The organism is Sphingomonas sp. LC-1 (assembly GCF_025371035.1).
GTDB lineage: Bacteria > Pseudomonadota > Alphaproteobacteria > Sphingomonadales > Sphingomonadaceae > Sphingomonas > Sphingomonas sanguinis_E.
On record NZ_JANZXB010000004.1, the window covers coordinates 67,399 to 84,634 of the forward strand.

Here is a 17,236-nt window from a genome sequence, read left to right on the forward strand (position 1 = left end):
CCGGCGTCGGTGCGTACCGGCTGGTCGAGGTTGTGGGCCTTGGCCTCCACCCGTCTCAGGCCGAACGGAGGAAGGATATAAGAACGGGGGCACCCTTCGGCGCCCCCGTCCCTTGCATTACCCGAACAGCTTGGCGGCCGTCTCGGCGATGCGCTTGCCCTGGTAGCGCGCACCGTCCAGATCGACCTGGCTCGGCTGGCGGCTGCCGTCGCCGTCCGCCAGGGTCGAGGCGCCGTACGGCGTGCCGCCATGGACTTCCTTGACGCCCATCTGGCCCTGGAACCCATAATCCAGGCCGACGATGGTCATGCCGTGGTGGATCAGGTTGGTCAGGACCGAGAACAGGGTCGTCTCCTGCCCGCCATGCTGGCTGGCGGTCGAGGTGAAGGCACCGCCGACCTTGCCGACCAGACCGCCCTTCATCCACACGCCGCCGGTCGTGTCCCAGAAGGCCGCCATCTGGCTCGCCATCCGGCCATAGCGCGTGGGCGTGCCGACGATGATCGCATCATAGTTGGTCAGCGCGTCGGGGCCCTCGATCTCGGGGTGCGCGGTGTCGGTCTTGAAGTGCGCCGCCGCAACCACCTCGGCAGGCGCGGTCTCGGCGACGCGGCGGATGTCCACCTCGGCGCCCGCCGAACGCGCGCCTTCGGCGATCGCGTCGGCCATCTGCTCGATGTGACCATAGGACGAATAATAGAGGACCAGAACCTTGGCCATGTGATGTACTCCCTTGCAGAAACGTCAGTTATTCGGCGTCGACCAGAACGATCTCGGCATCCTCGATCGCCGTGATCGTCACGGTCCGGCCACCGGTGAGCGCCGCACCGTCGCGTGCCGCGAACGGGACACCGTCGATTTCGATCCGTCCGGTGGCCGGGACGAGATAGGCGTGGCGCCCCTCACCCACCGCATGTTCGACACTCTCCCCGGCGCGCAACGTGGCGCCCAGGACACGGGCATCGGCGCGGATGCGCAGCGCGTCGCCATCCTCTTCGAACCCGCTGGCCAGCGTCACGAACTTCCCCGAGCGTTCGCCCTTGGGGAACGGCTTGGCACCCCAGCTTGGCTGACCACCCCGGCTGCGCGGCTCGATCCAGATCTGGAACAGCGTCGTCGGTTCGGATTCGAGATTATATTCAGCGTGGCGCACACCCGAACCCGCGCTCATCACCTGCACGTCGCCCGCCGCCGTCCGACCGACATTGCCCATCGAATCCTGATGGGTGATCGCGCCGGTGCGGACATAGGTGATGATCTCCATGTCGGCATGGGGATGCGGCGGGAAGCCGGCGTTCGGCCCGATGACATCGTCGTTCCAGACGCGGATCGCGCCCCAGCCCATGCGGGCCGGATCATAATAGTTGGCGAACGAGAAATGGTGCCGTGCGTCCAGCCAGCCATGATTGGCATGGCCCAGGCTTTCGAAACTGCGGCGGTCGATTCCCCGAACGGGGTGGGTGATGACTTGCGTGCTCATGGGGTAACTCCCTTGGTTGCGCCCAAGATAGTGACGATCATGATCGCGTAAACGGAAACGCTGGAAACCGATCGTTTCCATGTGCATTGTAACGCAGAACCGGCCGTTTGCCGGTCGTACGGGGGTGCCGAACGGTGCTCCAAAGGGGGGTATCAATGCGTCTGCCGGATCTGGAGGCCTGGGCGATCTTCGCCGCCGTCGTCGAGCATCGCTCGTTCAGCGCCGCGGCCGATGCGATCGGCCTGTCCAAGGCCACCGTGTCCAAGGCGATCACCCGATTGGAGGCGCAGCTCAACCAGTCGCTGTTCCACCGCACCTCGCGCCGCCTGGCGCTGACCGAGGCGGGAAAGCCGCTGGCCGATCACGCCGCGCGCATCCTGGCCGAAGCGCGCGCCGCCGAGGAAGCCGCACGCGACGCCGCCAGCGCGCCCGCCGGTCGCATTCGTCTGGCCGCGCCCATGTCGTTCGGCGTGACCAATATCGCGCCGGTGATCGCCGATTTCCTGGCCAGGCATCCGGGGATCGAGATCGAACTGAGCCTGTCCGACGCGCGGGTCGACATCGTGGCGGAGGGCTATGACATCGCGCTGCGCATCGCCGACCTGCCCGACAGTTCGCTGCGCGCGCGGCGGCTGTGCGGCATTTCGACCCATATCATCGCCTCGCCCGGCTATCTGGCGGAGCATGGCACGCCGACCCATCCCAACGAACTGGGCGAGCATCGGCTGCTCAGCTATTCCAACGTCACCGGCCCCTGGCGTTTCCGCCATCCCGGCGGGGCCGAAGTTTCGGTGCGCCCGCAAGGTCCGCTGACGGCCAATAGCGGCGATGCGCTGGTCCCCGCCGTGCTGGCCGGACTGGGAATCGCGCGGCTGCCCGGCTTCATCATCGGGCCCTATCTGACCGGCGGACAGGCGGTGGAGATCTTGCAGGACTGGACCCCGCCACCCATCGGCCTGCACCTGCTGACCCCGCCCAGCCCCTTGCGCCCCGCACGGGTGGAGGCGCTGATCGCATGGCTGGCCGACAAGGTCCGCGATCCCTGCGTCACCGCGCGCCAGCAGGAGGCGGCCCGATGAACCGGCTTCGTCCCGACGAGGGGGATGCGCGGTTCATCCGCCGCGTCGTCCTGATCCTGTTGATCCTGGGCATCACCGCCGCGCTGTTCCGCGCCGGTGATCTGCTGATCCTGGCCTTCGGATCGATCCTGGGGGCCATTGTCATCCATGCGATCGCGGACCTTTATGCCGACCATCTGCCGATCGGGCCCAAACGGTCGCTGACCCTGTCGGTCGCCACGGTGCTGGCGGTGCTGGGGTTCCTCGCCTGGTTGTTCGGCGTCGCCTTTCGCCAGCAACTCAACACGCTGGTCACGCAATTGCCGAACCTGATCGACCAGTTGGCCGCCTGGGCGTCGCAATCACCGGTAGGGGCCAAGGTGGTGGACGCGGTGCGCGCCGCCTATGCGGGCAGCCGGGTGGCGCAGGATATTGGCGGCATCGTGTCGGGCGCGGGCGAATTCGTCCTCAACTGCCTGTTGCTGCTGGTCGGTGCGCTGTTCTTCGCCGCCGATCCCAAAATCTATGAGCGCGGTTTCCTGCTCCTCATCCCCCGATCGATGCGGCCGGCGGTGGAGGATGCGCTGTTCGACACCGGCTCCACCTTGCGCCTCTGGCTGCGGGCGCAGTTGATCCAGATGACGACGATGGGCGTGCTGGTCGGCGTCGGGCTGGCGATCGCCGGAGTGCCCTCTGCCGCCGCGCTGGGATTGCTGACGGGCTTGAGCGAATTCGTGCCCTATGTCGGGCCGATCGCCGCGATGCTGCCAGCGCTGGGATTGGCGGCGCAGGCAGGCAATGGCGCGATCGTCGGCACGCTTATCACCTTTGCGATCGTGCGGCTGATCCAGACCAACGCCATCACGCCCTTCGTCACCAGCCGGGTCGTCGCCATCCCGCCCGCCGTCACCCTGTTCGCCATCATCGGGATTGGCACGATCTTTGGTCTTTTCGGCCTGTTCTTTTCGGCGGCTTTGTTGATCGTCGCCTTTACTTTGATTCGCAGCCTGTATCTTCGGGAAGTTCTTGGCGAGGACATTCCCCCGGTGAAACATCAGACGCTGCTCGACCCTTTTGCACAAGTAAAACAAGACAATAATAATCCGGGTTAGGACCGAATTAACCTTTTACGTTCACCCCCACGTTGGTTAATGGTAAGGATATCCGGTCGCCGGGGGAAAAGGGGGGCGGCCATTCGCGAATGGGGACTGTCGATGCGCGTGCTGCTGATCGAAGACGAACCGACGACCGCCAAGGCGATCGAGCTGATGCTCGGCAGCGAAGGCTTCAACGTCTACACCACTGATCTAGGTGAAGAAGGCCTCGATCTGGGAAAGTTGTACGATTACGACATCATCCTGCTCGACTTGAACCTGCCGGACATGCACGGCTATGACGTGCTCAAACGGCTGCGCGTCGCGCGAGTCTCCACTCCGGTCCTGATCCTGTCGGGCATCAACGAGATGGACTCCAAGGTGCGCAGCTTCGGCTTCGGCGCCGACGATTACGTCACCAAGCCCTTCCACCGCGAGGAATTGATCGCGCGCATCCATGCCGTGGTCCGCCGGTCCAAGGGACATTCGCAATCGATCATCCGCACCGGCAAGCTGGCGGTGAACCTGGACGCCAAGACCGTCGAGGTCGAGAATGCCCGCGTCCACCTGACCGGCAAGGAATATGCGATGCTGGAGCTGTTGTCGCTCCGCAAGGGCACGACGCTGACCAAGGAGATGTTCCTGAACCATCTCTATGGCGGGATGGACGAGCCGGAACTGAAGATCATCGACGTCTTCATCTGCAAGCTGCGCAAGAAGCTCAGCCTGGCCTGCGATGGCGAGAATTATATCGAGACGGTGTGGGGCCGCGGCTATGTCCTGCGCGAGCCGGACGAGATGGGCCAGGGCGAACAGGCCGTCGCCTGACGCTTTCGCATCGGGGGCGGAAGGGGCGGGTTCGCGATGCGGACCGGCCCTTTTTCATGGCCAATCCGCTTGACCTTCGGGCGCACATGGGCCGAACGGGGTCGGCCGATTGCGCCTGACCGATTAGCCCCTTGGTCCGAGCGCGGCCGAAGGCCACGCCCTCCCTCTCCCGTCAGGCCGCCACGCGCCGCCGAAGCGCCAGCACCAACAGAACCAATCCCCCAGCCATCAACGCCAGACTGGCGGGCTCGGGGACCGTCGCAGGGCTTCCGCCGCTGCTCCCGGTCCCGCCCGAACTGCTCGGCGGGTTGGACGTCCCCGGCGTATAGGTGCCGATATAGGTGCCCAGATGGAACTCGCCATTCTGGACCAGGCTGCCGAACACGGCCGATCCCTCGATATAATTGCCCGTCACGGCCGCCGCCTTGGGCGCGAGGACCGATCCCTTCCACGCCGTCGTCAGTTCCAGGCTGGTCGCGTCGGGGAAATTCCAGATGACCTGCTTGCCTAGTCCGCTGGCGTTGCCCAGAAAATTGTCGTCCAGCCGGATCGCGCTGCCGCTGACATTGACGATCACCGTGTCCGCGCCGTTTGCGTTGAAGGCGATTTCGCCGAAGCGGGCCAGGTCGGCGGCGGTCAGGTTGAACACCGCGACGCCATTGGCCCCCTTCACCGCGTCGAACGTCGCCCGATTGCCGCTGATTGCGACCTGCCCGGTGGCGGATAGCGCGGCATAACTGTTCGACAGGTCGGTCATGCCGCTCGTCAGCAGCGTCTTCTGCTGGTTCAGGCCGGCGACGAAGCCCGGATCACTGCTCGCCAAGCCCGATTGCACGATATTCTGGTTGATGTTGGTGTTCGACAGGGTCCCGCCGACCTTCACGTTCTGAACTCCGCCGTTCAGATTGAAGCCGCTCTGGACAATGCCCCCGATCAGCGCACCGGAGCCGTTGTTGAGATTTTTTGTGCCGCCGATCACATTCCCCACCACGGTCAGACCGGGCAAGGCATAGGTGGATGGGGCGGGCGTGGCGATCTGGTAGTTGGACGAATTGCCGCTGAGATTACCGCCGACAAAGGTGCGCCCCTCCACCTCCGAACTGGATGTCAGATCGCCCAGCACGATGAGGTTCCACTCCTTCAAGGCGTCGATGCCGACGACCGGCGAGGCGATGGCAAGGGACGGCAAGGCGGCTGCCACGAGTCCCGCGAGCAACAGTCGATATTTCATGCTCGCGGGGATAGCAGGAAAACCCTGCCAATTGTTTACGCAGTCGATCCCGATGTGGGACCCGGTCCCCGCCGGGTCAGCGCCGTTCCCACACCTTCTGCCCGCCGATCCATGTTTCCTCGACGCGGGTCGCACGCAGTTCGCTGGGGTTGATGTCCAGCGGATTGCGGTCGACGATGATGAAATCGGCCTGCTGCCCCTGTCCCAGGCGTCCGAACAGATCCTCGGCGAACCCGGCATAGGCCCCGTCCATGGTGAAGGCGCGCCATGCCGCCTCGCGCCCGATAATCTCCTGCGGCTGCCACCCGCCATAGGGCTGGCCATCCGGACCCTGCCGGGTGATCGCCGCCGCCCAGCCCGCAAAGGGATCGGGGCTCTCGACCGGATAGTCCGATCCGAAGGTCAGCGTGGCACCATTCTTCAGCATCGTGTTCCAGGCATAGGCTCCCGCCAGCCGCGCCGGGCCCAACCGCGCCTCCGCCATCTGGCGGTCGCTGGTTTCGTGCACCGGCTGCATCGAGGCGATGATGCCATGCTTGCCGAAACGCGGCAGATCGACCGGATCGACGATCTGCGCATGTTCGATCCGCCAGCGTCGATCGCCCTTATAGGTTTCGGCCAGTTCGTCGATCGCATCGAGGACCTGCGCATTGGCCCGGTCGCCGATCGCATGGACGGCGATCTGATACTTGTCCATCGCCGCGCGGCTCATCAGGTTGCGGATGACGTCGTCGGTCATGAAGCCGAGCCCCGTCTGCCCCGGCGCGTCGGCATAGGGTTGCTTCAACCATGCCCCCCGCGATCCCAACGCGCCATCGCCATACAGCTTCACCCCGACCAGCCGCAGCCTGTTATTGTACAGCCAGGGCGTCGGCCCCGTGCCGCCGATCCTCACGGTGTCGTCGATCCCGCCGCCATAGCTGAGGATGCGCACGCGCAAGTTTCCGGCATCGCCCATCCGGCGATAGGTCATCCATTCGTCCAGCGTCGTGCCCATGTCCGCCGTGGCGGTAATGCCGTGGCTGAGCAACGCGTTCTGCGCCTTGAGGAACGCGGCGTTGCGGTCCTTGGCCAGCGGCTGGGGAATGGCCTTCTGGATCAGGGCCATGGCCGCGTCGACGAACACGCCGGAGGGCTGTCCGCCAGCCTTCTCGATCCGGCCACCGGCGGGGGAGACGGTCTTCGCGGTGATCCCCGCCGCCTTCATCGCCGCGCTGTTCGCCCAGAGGGCATGGCCATCGGCGCGCTCCATCACCACCGGGCGGTCGGCGGCGACGGCGTCCAGATCGGCAGCGGTCGGGAAGCGGCCCAGGCCCCAGCTTTCCTGATTCCAACCGCCACCCAGGATGAACTTGCGGTCCGGATTGGCCGCGACATAGGCTGCGATCCGGCTGCGCGCCTCGTCCAGCGACTTGGTGGTCGACAGGTCGAGTTCGATCAGCCGAAAGCCCAGCCCCATCACATGCCCGTGCGAGTCGACAAAGCCGGGCAACATCACCCGCCCCTTCATGTCCGCGCGCCAGTCGAGCTTTTCTGGGCGCTTGTCCTTGGCGGACAGCAGCCGCACGACCTTGCCGTCCGGGGTCAGCAACAGGCCGGTGAAGCGGACGACCTTGCCATCCTTGTCCAGCGTCAGGCCGGTGACATTGTCGACCAGCGCATCGGCAAAGGCCGCCGCGGGGGTCAGCGTCACCGCCAGCGCGGCGGCGAGGAAGGTCCGGAGCGGACGACGGAAACGAGCCTGTTTTGCCATAAGCGTCCGTTCCTAATCGCTGAACGGCCCGGTTGGAAGGTCGCAACCGCGCAGGGTCGGCGTCGGCGCCATGATCCGGTCCGATCGTTTGACAGCGGCGTCGGGCGGGTGACAGTGGGTCGCGGCGCGCGAGGACGATGAGGACGACGGGCATGGCATGGTATCACCGGGTTGCGGGCGGGATCGCCCATCGCGTCTGGCGGATCACGCGGCCGCGCACCTTCGGCGTCCGGGCCATCCTGCTCGATCAGGCCCACCGCGTCGCGCTGGTGCGCCATACCTATACCGATCATTGGTATCTGCCCGGCGGCGGGGTGAAGAAGGGCGAAAGCACGCTGGCGGCGATCCGACGCGAATTGCGCGAGGAGATCGCGATCGAGAATGTCCGGATCGCCCATGTCCTGGGCGTCTATCACAGCATGCGCGAGGGCAAGGACGACCATGTCGTCATCTATATCGCCCATGCGGTGACCGATGGCGACACTCCGCTGTGCCCCACCGACATGATCGAGATCGAACAGGCGCGATGGTTCGCGCTGGACGACCTGCCGGACAGCCTGTCCCCCGCGACGCGGCGGCGGATCGACGAATATCGCTCGGCCGCATCCATCGCGGAGAGATGGTAGGCGATCCGGTCAGGATCGGCGCACCACCTCGCGGATCACGAAATGCGAGGCGAGCCGCGTCACCCCCGGCAGGCGTGCCAGCGTCTCGCGGTGGATGCGTTCATAGCTGTCGTCGCGGCGGACCTCGACCTGGATCATATAATCCGCCTCACCGCTCATCAGAAAGCATTCGACGATCTCTGGACAGCGCAGAATCTCCCGCTCGAAGGCCGCCATCGTTTCCTGCCGCTGATCCTTGAGCGTGACATTGACCATCACCGTGGACGGCCGCCCCCGCGCCTCATGGCTCAGGATCGCGCGATAGCCGGTGATCACCCCCGCCTCGCGAAGCTGCGCCACGCGGCGATGCGCGGCACTGGCGGACAGCCCGACCTTGTCACCCAGCGCGGCGCTGGTCAGGTCGGAATCGCGGGCCAGCTGGGCCAGGATGCGGCGGTCTATTGCGTCGGACATAACTATCCCGCTATATAGCATTCACGCGCAAAGATATCCTGAATTATACGGCCTGGCGGGACCGCTTTGCACACCTCTCCCACCCGATCGGCGCTATTATCGGGACAACGCCTTTTCAGGAGAGTTCGTCATGCGCGTCGGTGTCCCCAAGGAAATCAAGAACCACGAATATCGCGTCGGCCTGACCCCGCCCTCGGTTGCCGAGCTGGTCGCCGCCGGTCATGAGGTCATCGTCGAGACCAAGGCCGGCAGCGGCATCGATTTCGAGGACCAAGACTATATCGACGCGGGCGCGCGCATCGTCGCCACCGCCGCCGAAGTCTTCGACCAGGCCGAGATGATCGTGAAGGTGAAGGAGCCGCAGGCGGTCGAGGTTGCGATGCTGCGCCCGCACCACGTCCTGTTCACCTATCTCCACCTCGCCGCCGACAAGCCGCAGGCGGAGGGCCTGATGCAATCGGGCGCGACCTGCATCGCGTACGAAACCGTCACCTCGCCCCGTGGCGGCGTGCCCCTCCTGAAGCCGATGTCGGAAGTCGCTGGCCGCATGGCGGTACAGGTCGGCGCGCATTATCTGGAAAAGCAGCAGGGCGGCCGCGGCATCCTGCTGGGCGGCGTTCCGGGCGTGGCGCCCGCCAAGGTCGCGATCCTGGGCGGCGGTGTCTCGGGCGTGAACGCGGCGCAGATGGCGGTCGGCCTCCGCGCCGATGTCACCATCTATGACATCAACAACGACCGTCTGGCCGAACTGGACATGTTCTTCTCCAGCCAGATCAAGACCGCCTATGCCTCCAAGGCGGCGATCGCGGCGGCGGTGAAGAACGCCCACCTCGTCATCGGCGCGGTGCTGGTTCCGGGTGCTGCGGCGCCCAAGCTGGTCACCCGCGACATGCTGAAGACGATGAAGCGCGGTTCGGTGATGGTCGACATCGCGATCGACCAGGGCGGCTGCTTCGAAACCAGCCACGCCACCACCCATCAGGACCCGGTGTTCGAGGTCGACGGTGTGATCCATTATTGCGTCGCCAACATGCCGGGCGCGGTCGCCCGCACCTCGACCTTCGCGCTCAACAACGCGACGCTGCCCTTCGCGGTGAAGCTGGCCAATATGGGTGCCGAGGCCGCGATGAAGGCGGACGCGCATCTGGCGGCGGGCCTGAACGTCTCGGGCGGGAAGATCCGTCACGCGGCGGTCGCCGAAGCGCTCGACCTGCCGTTCGAGGCCTGGGCGGGCTAAGCCCCCACCCGTTCGCACCGAGCGAAGTCGAAGTGCACGCCCGGACCTTGGCCGCCAAGGCTGGTCCCATGGCCTTCGACTTCGCTCGGGCTGAGCCGCGGCAAGAGCTTGCGGAACGTAAAGCGAACACCGTCGTTGATCGCCGCGAAAGGAATTTCGCGATGACCGACAACCCCAAGACCGAACCCTTCTCCAACGCCGAGAAGGACCCCGATGACTGGACCACCGGCGACGAGCCGATGACCGGCGCGCAGGCCAGCTATCTCAAGACTTTGTCGGAGGAAGCCGGCGAAGCTTTTGACGATACGCTAAGCAAGGCCGATGCCTCCAAGCGGATCGACGCGCTTCAGTCCAAGACCGGCCGGGGCCAGTAAACCCCTATTGCCCCATCATCCGCATCGCCTGGTCGAGCAGCATCACACGCTGTTCGATGGCGGGGCGATAAGGGGCGTCGGCGGGCGTGCGCTGCAACGCACCCCTCCACAGGATGCGGGCTTTGGCGAAGTCCCCGGCCCGCATCCAGGCCAACCCTTCGAAGAAGAAGGGCACAGGATCGTTCGGTCCCAGCGTCCGGGCCCGGCGAAAGGCGAACCGCGCGGCGGGCGACATCTGAAAGTGGTCATGCGCGAACAGCACGTTGCCCAGCTCGGTCCAATAGGGGACGCTGCGCGGGTTCGCGCCGACCGCGCCGAGCATGATCTTCACCGCCGTCCGGTTGTCGCCGGATCGCGCCAGGGCATCGGCGGCGGTGAACATCGCCGCCTCCCCGCCATAACGGCCCATCAACTGTCCGCGCAGATCGATCAGCGTCTCATTGTCCGACTGCCGATCGGAGGGTGGTACCGGCGCGGCGGCAGGCAGCGTCGGCCGCCCCTGCCACGCATAGCCGACCCCGCCCAGCGCCAGCGCGGCCCCCAGCATCGTCCAGAGAGGACGTGGGAAACGGAGCCACAAGGCCAGCGCCATCGCCGCCGCCGCCAGTCCGAGAAGCGTGAGCCAACCCATCAGCCTCTCCTCCGAAAGCTCGACCGCGCGATCCATGCGCCGACGCCCAACAACAGGATCGGCGTCGCCCACAGCAGCGCCGTCGCGCCCGATAGCGGCGGATCATAGCTGACATAATCGCCATAGCGTTCGATCAACCAGTGGCGGATCGCCTCCGGGCTTTCGCCCCGCGCGATCCGCTGGCGGACCAGCGCGCGCATATCGGCGGCCATGTCGGCATCGCTATCCGCGATTGACTGTCCCTGACACACGACGCAGCGCAACTCGCCCATCAATTCGCGCGCCTGCGCCTCGGCCCTGGGGTCGGCAAGCTGCGTATTGCCGTAATCGGGCGCGGTCGTTCCCGCCGCCAGCGCAAGGGCAAGCCACAGGCTCATCGCGCGGCCGCCACATCGCGGACGATCTCGTCCACCTGATCGGCTCGGATGTCACCGATATATTGCCGCACGATCCGCCCTCGCCCGTCGATCAGGAACGTCTCCGGCACGCCGGAGGAACCGAGCGACAATTGCACCCGGCTGCGGGAATCGTCGCCGATCGCGGCATAAGGATCGCCGTTGCGGCGCAGGAAGTCGGCGATGGCCGTGCTCCTGTCATGAATGGCGATGGCGTCGATCGCCACGCCCCTCGCCTTCAAGGCCATGAGTTGCGGCGCCTCGGCGATGCACGGGATGCACCAGCTGGCGAAGACGTTGAGCAGGCGCGGGCGTCCCTTGCCGAAGTCGCCGCTCGCCAGCCCCGGCTTGCCCGGCACCATCGGGTCGAGGCGAAATTCGGGCAACGGCTTGTCGACCAGCGTCGAGCGGACGGTCGTGTCCGATGGCCGCATCAGCCCGCTTGCCACCACGACGAACAGGATCGCGAACGCCGCCAGCGGCACCCAGATCAACCAGCGCTTCATCCCCACAGCGCCTCGCGCCGCCGCTGCTGCCAGCCTTTGAACCAGCGCCCGAACAGCGCCAGCGCCCCGCCCAGCGCGATCAGCGCGCCGCCCAGCCAGATCAGCGTCACGAACGGTTTCCACCACAGCCGCAACTGCCAGCGCCCGGTCGCCGCATCCTGCTGCCCCAACACGGTGTAAAGCTGGCCGTCCCAATGGGTCGCGATCGCGCTCTCGCTGGTCGAGGTGGGCGGATCGGTGAAGAAGCGCTGCTGCGGTCGGAGCATTTCGGCGGAGCCGTCGCGCGTCACGGTCAGCCGCGCCTCCAGCGCGGACCAGTTGGGTCCGATGTTCGGATAGATGCGGTTCAGTTGCACCCGCCACGGCCCGACGATCGTCGCCTGCCCCGGATAGAGCGCGACCAGCCGCTCGGCGGTGAAAGCGGCATCGCACGCCATACCGACCATGCTGACGCCCAGCCCGACATGCGCGACGACCATGCCCCAGATCGGCAGAGGCGTGCGCCGCCAGTTGCGCCGCGTGATCGGCAGCACGCTGGCGACGATCAGCCCGACGCCGAAGGACAAGCCCAGCAACGGCAACGCCCCCATCCCCCCGGTCAGCGTCAGGACCAGCGCGAAGGTCCCCGCCGCCGCGACCAGGGGCCAGAGCATGCGGATCAGCACCGCCTCCGCCTGATCCTGCCGCCAGCGCAGGGCAGGCCCGACCGCCATGACGGCGACCAGCGCCAGCGCGATCGGCCCGGCGGCGGCGTGAAAGAAGGGCGGCCCGACCGACAGCCGCACGCCGAACCCGGCCGCGACCAGCGGATAGAGCGTCCCGATCAGCACGATGCCCAGGATCACCGACAATAGCAGGTTGTTGACGACCAGCCCGCCTTCGCGGCTGACAAAGGCGAAGCTGCGCCCGGCGCGCACCTGCCCGATCCGCGCCCCGAACAGCGCCAGCGCGCCGCCGATATAAAGGCCCAGCAACCCCAGGATGAACGCCCCGCGCCGGGGATCGACGGCAAAGGCATGGACGCTGGTCAGGATGCCCGAGCGCACCAGGAAGGTGCCGATCATCGACATGGAGAAGGCGACCACCGCCAACATCACCGTCCAGGCCCGCAACCCGTCGCGCGCCGCCAGCACATTGACCGAGTGAAGGAGCGCGGTCGCCGCCAGCCACGGCATCAGCGAGGCATTCTCGACCGGGTCCCAGAACCACCAGCCGCCCCAGCCCAGTTCGTAATAGGCCCAATAGGACCCCGCCGTGATCCCGATGGTCAGGAGAACCCAGGCCCCCAGCACCCAGGGCCGCATGGCGCGGGCAAAGGCGGGGCCGACCTGTCCCGTAACCAGTGCGCCGACCGCAAAGGAAAAGGCCACCGACAGCCCGACATAGCCCGCGTAGAGCGTGGGCGGATGAAAGGCCAGACCGGGGTCCTGCAACAGCGGGTTGAGCCCCTGCCCCTCGACCGCCGCCGGGTTCAACCGCGCAAACGGGTTGGAGGCGAACAGCAGGAAGGCATAGAAGCCGAGCGCGATCGCCCCCTGCGCCGCCAGCGTTGCGACATGGGTCGCCCGGTCGAGCGTACGCTCCTTCCACGCGACAAGCGCCCCGCCCGCCCCCAGGATTGTCACCCAGAGCAGCATCGAGCCTTCGTGATTGCCCCAGGCGCCCGCGAATTTGTAGATCCAGGGCTTGGCCGAATGGCTGTTCTCGGCGACCAGCTTGACCGACAGATCGGTGTTCAGGAACAGCGCGATCAGCGTCGCCATGGCGATGGCGACCAGCGCACCCTGCACGATGGCCACGGGGCCGATCGCCGCCATCGCCTGCTCGCCCGCCGCATCCTTGCGCCGCAGACCCAGCACGCCCAACAACAATTGCAACCCCGCCAGCATCGCGGCGAACCAGAGCGCGGCAAGGCCCGCTTCGGCGATCACGGCTCCAGGCTCCGGCTCTCGTGCATGTTGCCCGCCATTTCGGGGGGCATATATTTCTCGTCATGCTTGGCGAGGAGGTTGGTGGCGACGAAGCGGCCGTCGGGTTGGAACTGCCCCTCCGCCACCACGCCCGATTTCTCGCGGAACAGGTCGGGGGTGATCCCGGCAAAGGTCACGGGCGTCGTCGCCTTGCCATCGGTCACGACGAAGCGCACCGTCACCCCATCGGGCGCGCGATGGACCGATCCCGCCTCCACCATCCCGCCCAGCCGCACCGCCTTGCCCAGCGGCAGGCCCTGCCTCTTTGCGTCGGAGGGGGTGTAGAAGAACGCGGCCTGATCCTTCATCGCCGACATGGCGAGCAGGACGGCCGCGACGATCGCGGCCAGCGCCAGCAGCGCCAGCGTGAGACGTTGGGATTTCGGCGTCATTTCTCGGCGCGCTTCATCGCCAGATAGCTGACCAGGGTCAGCGCGCCTGCGCCTCCCAGCATCACCACATAGGCCGCCACCACGAAACTCATCTGGGTCATGCGCGCGCCATCCGCCGCATCCGCGCCTCGGCCTTGGCCTGCGCCAGCAGGGTGCGCATCCGCATCAACACGATGGCCGCGAACAGAAAGGTGAAACCGGCCAGCGCGATGGGCAGCGGCCAGAGCAGCGACGTGTCGATACTGGAGCCGGTCAGCCCGATCGACTGGCCCTGATGCAGCGTGTTCCACCACACCACCGAATAGCGGATGACCGGCAGCAACGCCGTTCCCGCCAGCCCGTAGAGCGCCGGTATCCGCCCGTCCCCACCGCGATCCGCATCGGCGCGCGCCAATGCGATATAGCCCAGATAGACGAACAGCAGCAGCAACATCGAGGTCAGCCGCCCGTCCCATTGCCACCAAGTCCCCCAGGTCGGCCGCCCCCAGATCGAACCCGTCGCCAGGCACAGCCCCGCAAACACCGCCCCCGGCCAGGCGATGGCGCGCGCCGCGACCTGCGCCAGCGGATGCCGCCAGACCAGCAGCGACAGGCTGGCCACCGCGATCCCGCTCCATCCGCCCATGCCCAGCCAGGCGGCGGGGACATGGATATAAAGGATGCGCACCGTCTCCCCCTGAAGGTAATCGGGCGGCGTCCGGGTCAGCCCGGCCCATAGCGCCACCGCGATCAGCACCATGCCCAGCCCCAGAAAAATTCCGGTCAGCGGACGAGCGATCTTCAGAAAACGCGCAGGGTTGGCAAGGGCATGAAGGGTCGGCACGATGGGCGGACTGTAAGCGGCTTTTTCCGACCCGTCATCCGTTTGCGCACAAGATTCTTGGACATGCGCAACCCGGCGCCATGCGGCTGGTTTACCCAATCGACAAAGGCCTTCAAAGCCGCTCCGTCATCCCGGCAAAGGCCGGGGTCTTCCGGGACAGATCCAATATGCCGGGAAAGGCCGCAGCCTGCGTTGCGGCGGCGAATGACAATCAGGGGGATTTCACGATGACGACCGCCAAGTTTCGGCCCATGCGGCTTTTCTCCACGCGCCTTTCCTTATGCCTGGCCCTTGGCACCGCCCCCTCCGCCGTCCTGGCCCAGACGCTGCCGGAAACGGGATCGACCATCACCGTCACCGGCCGGGGCCTGGCCGACCAGCCTGGCGACCGCGCGCTGGACGTCGTGACGATCGACCGCGACCGGATCACGCAGAACGCGTCGCAGCGACTGGAGAATGTCCTCGCCGATGTCGCCGGGCTCCAGCAGTTCCGGCGTTCCGACAGCCGCTCCGCGCATCCGACCTCGCAGGGCATCACGCTGCGCGGCCTGGGGGGCAATGCGTCGAGCCGGGCGCTGCTGGTACTGGACGGCGTGCCGCAGGCCGATCCGTTCGGTGGCTGGGTGGTGTTCCCCGCCTATGCTACCGGGCGGCTAGGCCGCATCCGGGTGACGCGCGGCGGCGGCTCCGGCTTCTGGGGCCCCGGCGCGCTGGCGGGCACGATCGAGATGGACAGCGCCACGCCCGATCAACTCGCCCCGCTTGATCTGGCGCTGTCCTATGGCAGTCGCGATTCGGTCGATGCGCAGGGTTCCGCCTCGTTGGTCCGCGACGGCGGCTTTCTGACCGTTTCCGGCGCCTATGCACGCGGCGATGGCTTCACCCCCATCGTCGAGGGGCAGCGGGGGCCGGTCGACCGTCCCGCGCCCTATGAGCAATATTCGGGCGCGGCGCGCGGGGTTGTCGGAATTACACCCTCGACCGAGTTGCAGATGACGCTCGCCGCCTTTCACGATGCGCGCGACCGGGGCACCGACTTTACCGACAATCGCTCGGACGGGGCGGATGCCAGCATCCGGCTGGTCGGTCGCGGCGCCTGGAGCTGGTCGGCGCTCGGCTATGTCCAGACGCGGCAATTCGCCTCGCGCTATGCCAGCGTGAATTCCACGCGGACCGCGGCGACGCTGACGCTCGACCAATATAATGTCCCCGCCACCGGGCTCGGCGCACGGGTGGAGGTTTCGCCCCCGTTGGGTGAGGCCGTAAAATTGCGGCTGGGCGGCGACATTCGCGATACCAGCGGAGGGACGCAGGAGCTTTACACCTATGTCGCGGGCCTCCCCACCCGGCGGCGCGAGGCGGGCGGTGCGACGCGGACCATGGGGCTGTTCGCCGATGGCAGCGTCGAGGCGGGCGCGCTGACCCTCACCGCCGCCGCACGGGTGGACGATTGGCGTATCCGCAACGGGCGGCTGGACGAGAATGCGCTGGCGACCGGAGCGGTGCTGACCGACAGTGATTTTCCCGACCGTTCGGGGCAGGAGTTCACCGGGCGGCTGGGCGTGGCGCTGCGGCCGGTTGAGCCCGTGACGCTGCGCGCGGCGGCCTATCGCGGCTGGCGCCTGCCGACGCTCAACGAACTCTACCGGCCGTTCCGGGCGGGTGCCGACGCCACCGCCGCCAATGCCGCGCTGAACCCCGAGCATGTCGAGGGTATCGAGGGTGGGTTCGACCTGACCCCAGTCGCGGGCGTGCGCCTGTCGGCAACCTATTTCCTCAACCGGCTGACCGATGCGATCGCCAATGTGACGATGGGGCGCGGGCCGGGGACGTTTCCAGGCGTCGGCTTCGTCGCGGCGAACGGGGTGTACCGGATGCGGCAGAATCTCGATGCGATCCGGTCGCAAGGGTTCGAGCTGGAGGCCAATGCCCAAGCGGGGCCGGTCAGCGCCCGTGCCTCCTGGTCGCATGTCGATGCCAGGGTCGAGGCATCGGGGCTTGCCGCGCCGCTGGATGGGCTGCGTCCGGCACAGACTCCGCGCGACCAGCTCTCGGCGACGCTCGCGGTCGCGCATCGCGGCGCGGCGCTCAGCGGGACGGTGCGGCATGTCGGGCGCCAGTTCGAGGACGACCAGAATGTCCGGTCGCTGGCCCCCGCGACGACGCTGGACGCCTATGCGGCGGTACCGGTCACGCGCGGCTGGCTGATCGAGGCGCGGGCGGAAAACCTGGCCGATGCGCGGGTCGAGGCGGCGTATAGCGGCGCGGGGCTGATCGAGCGGGCGACGCCGCGCACCTTGTGGATCGGGGTGCGGACGCGGTTGTAATCTCTTGGCCTTCGACTTCGCTCAGGCTGAACGAAGGGTGGTACTGAACCCCGTTCGC

18 protein-coding genes are annotated in these 17,236 nt (G+C 66.9%); 7 read left to right on the forward strand and 11 right to left on the reverse strand.

The window, feature by feature from the left end:
- Window positions 1–117 precede the first annotated feature (117 nt).
- Together wrbA and NZL82_RS07305 are read right to left on the reverse strand one after the other, a co-directional pair.
- Window positions 118–720: an NAD(P)H:quinone oxidoreductase gene (gene wrbA, locus NZL82_RS07300; RefSeq protein WP_261269116.1), complete on the reverse strand. Its 603-nt coding sequence runs from the start codon at window positions 718–720 to the stop codon at window positions 118–120.
- A 28-nt stretch (window positions 721–748) separates the two neighbouring features.
- Window positions 749–1,480: a pirin family protein gene (locus NZL82_RS07305; RefSeq protein WP_261269117.1), complete on the reverse strand. Its 732-nt coding sequence runs from the start codon at window positions 1,478–1,480 to the stop codon at window positions 749–751.
- Window positions 1,481–1,635: 155 nt separating this feature from the next.
- On the opposite strand from NZL82_RS07305, the gene NZL82_RS07310 reads away from it, so the two are divergent.
- From NZL82_RS07310 to ctrA, 3 genes are all read left to right on the forward strand, one after another.
- Window positions 1,636–2,559 (forward strand): LysR family transcriptional regulator, encoded by a 924-nt coding sequence (locus NZL82_RS07310; protein WP_261269118.1) that lies wholly within the window; start codon window positions 1,636–1,638, stop codon window positions 2,557–2,559.
- Window positions 2,556–3,650, forward strand: a complete 1,095-nt coding sequence (locus NZL82_RS07315; protein WP_261269119.1) for an AI-2E family transporter — start codon at window positions 2,556–2,558, stop codon at window positions 3,648–3,650. Before NZL82_RS07310 ends, NZL82_RS07315 begins: the two co-directional genes overlap by 4 nt.
- 102 nt (window positions 3,651–3,752) lie before the next feature.
- Window positions 3,753–4,460, forward strand: a complete 708-nt coding sequence (gene ctrA, locus NZL82_RS07320; protein ID WP_261269120.1) for a response regulator transcription factor CtrA — start codon at window positions 3,753–3,755, stop codon at window positions 4,458–4,460.
- 172 nt (window positions 4,461–4,632) lie between these two features.
- On the opposite strand, the gene NZL82_RS07325 is transcribed toward ctrA, so the two are convergent.
- Both NZL82_RS07325 and NZL82_RS07330 read right to left on the reverse strand, forming a co-directional pair.
- Complete coding sequence (locus NZL82_RS07325; protein WP_261269121.1) at window positions 4,633–5,691, reverse strand: choice-of-anchor A family protein; 1,059 nt, start codon at window positions 5,689–5,691, stop codon at window positions 4,633–4,635.
- Between the two features lie 76 nt (window positions 5,692–5,767).
- Entirely contained in the window at window positions 5,768–7,444 is a 1,677-nt protein-coding gene (locus tag NZL82_RS07330) for an amidohydrolase (RefSeq protein WP_261269122.1), read from the reverse strand.
- Between the two features lie 152 nt (window positions 7,445–7,596).
- Here NZL82_RS07330 and NZL82_RS07335 point away from each other — a divergent pair, with 152 nt between their 5' ends.
- Window positions 7,597–8,070 carry an NUDIX domain-containing protein gene (locus NZL82_RS07335; protein WP_261269123.1) on the forward strand — a complete coding sequence of 158 codons (474 nt, stop codon included), beginning with the start codon at window positions 7,597–7,599 and terminating at the stop codon, window positions 8,068–8,070.
- A 9-nt stretch (window positions 8,071–8,079) separates the two neighbouring features.
- On the opposite strand, the gene NZL82_RS07340 is transcribed toward NZL82_RS07335, so the two are convergent.
- The gene (locus NZL82_RS07340; RefSeq protein ID WP_261269124.1) at window positions 8,080–8,523 is read right to left on the reverse strand and encodes an Lrp/AsnC family transcriptional regulator; all 444 of its coding nucleotides are present in this window, start codon (window positions 8,521–8,523) and stop codon (window positions 8,080–8,082) included.
- Between the two features lie 130 nt (window positions 8,524–8,653).
- Between NZL82_RS07340 and ald the strand changes: the two genes are divergently transcribed.
- Together ald and NZL82_RS07350 are read left to right on the forward strand one after the other, a co-directional pair.
- Entirely contained in the window at window positions 8,654–9,760 is a 1,107-nt protein-coding gene (gene ald / locus NZL82_RS07345; RefSeq protein ID WP_261269125.1) for an alanine dehydrogenase, read from the forward strand.
- Between the two features lie 161 nt (window positions 9,761–9,921).
- Window positions 9,922–10,134, forward strand: a complete 213-nt coding sequence (locus tag NZL82_RS07350; RefSeq protein ID WP_261269126.1) for a DUF3072 domain-containing protein — start codon at window positions 9,922–9,924, stop codon at window positions 10,132–10,134.
- 4 nt (window positions 10,135–10,138) lie between these two features.
- Here NZL82_RS07350 and NZL82_RS07355 read toward each other — a convergent pair whose 3' ends face one another.
- From NZL82_RS07355 to ccmC, 6 genes are all read right to left on the reverse strand, one after another.
- Entirely contained in the window at window positions 10,139–10,765 is a 627-nt protein-coding gene (locus tag NZL82_RS07355; protein ID WP_261269127.1) for a hypothetical protein, read from the reverse strand.
- Window positions 10,765–11,142 (reverse strand): cytochrome c-type biogenesis protein, encoded by a 378-nt coding sequence (locus NZL82_RS07360; RefSeq protein WP_261269128.1) that lies wholly within the window; start codon window positions 11,140–11,142, stop codon window positions 10,765–10,767. The genes NZL82_RS07355 and NZL82_RS07360 overlap by 1 nt, the downstream gene beginning before the upstream one ends.
- Window positions 11,139–11,666: a redoxin family protein gene (locus NZL82_RS07365; protein ID WP_261269129.1), complete on the reverse strand. Its 528-nt coding sequence runs from the start codon at window positions 11,664–11,666 to the stop codon at window positions 11,139–11,141. Before NZL82_RS07365 ends, NZL82_RS07360 begins: the two co-directional genes overlap by 4 nt.
- Window positions 11,663–13,597 (reverse strand): heme lyase CcmF/NrfE family subunit, encoded by a 1,935-nt coding sequence (locus NZL82_RS07370; RefSeq protein WP_261269130.1) that lies wholly within the window; start codon window positions 13,595–13,597, stop codon window positions 11,663–11,665. Before NZL82_RS07370 ends, NZL82_RS07365 begins: the two co-directional genes overlap by 4 nt.
- The gene (ccmE, locus tag NZL82_RS07375) at window positions 13,594–14,028 is read right to left on the reverse strand and encodes a cytochrome c maturation protein CcmE (protein ID WP_261269131.1); all 435 of its coding nucleotides are present in this window, start codon (window positions 14,026–14,028) and stop codon (window positions 13,594–13,596) included. Before ccmE ends, NZL82_RS07370 begins: the two co-directional genes overlap by 4 nt.
- Before the next feature lie 97 nt (window positions 14,029–14,125).
- Window positions 14,126–14,851 (reverse strand): heme ABC transporter permease CcmC, encoded by a 726-nt coding sequence (gene ccmC, locus NZL82_RS07380; RefSeq protein ID WP_261269132.1) that lies wholly within the window; start codon window positions 14,849–14,851, stop codon window positions 14,126–14,128.
- 227 nt (window positions 14,852–15,078) lie between these two features.
- On the opposite strand from ccmC, the gene NZL82_RS07385 reads away from it, so the two are divergent.
- Entirely contained in the window at window positions 15,079–17,178 is a 2,100-nt protein-coding gene (locus tag NZL82_RS07385) for a TonB-dependent receptor (RefSeq protein WP_261269133.1), read from the forward strand.
- Window positions 17,179–17,236 lie beyond the last annotated feature (58 nt).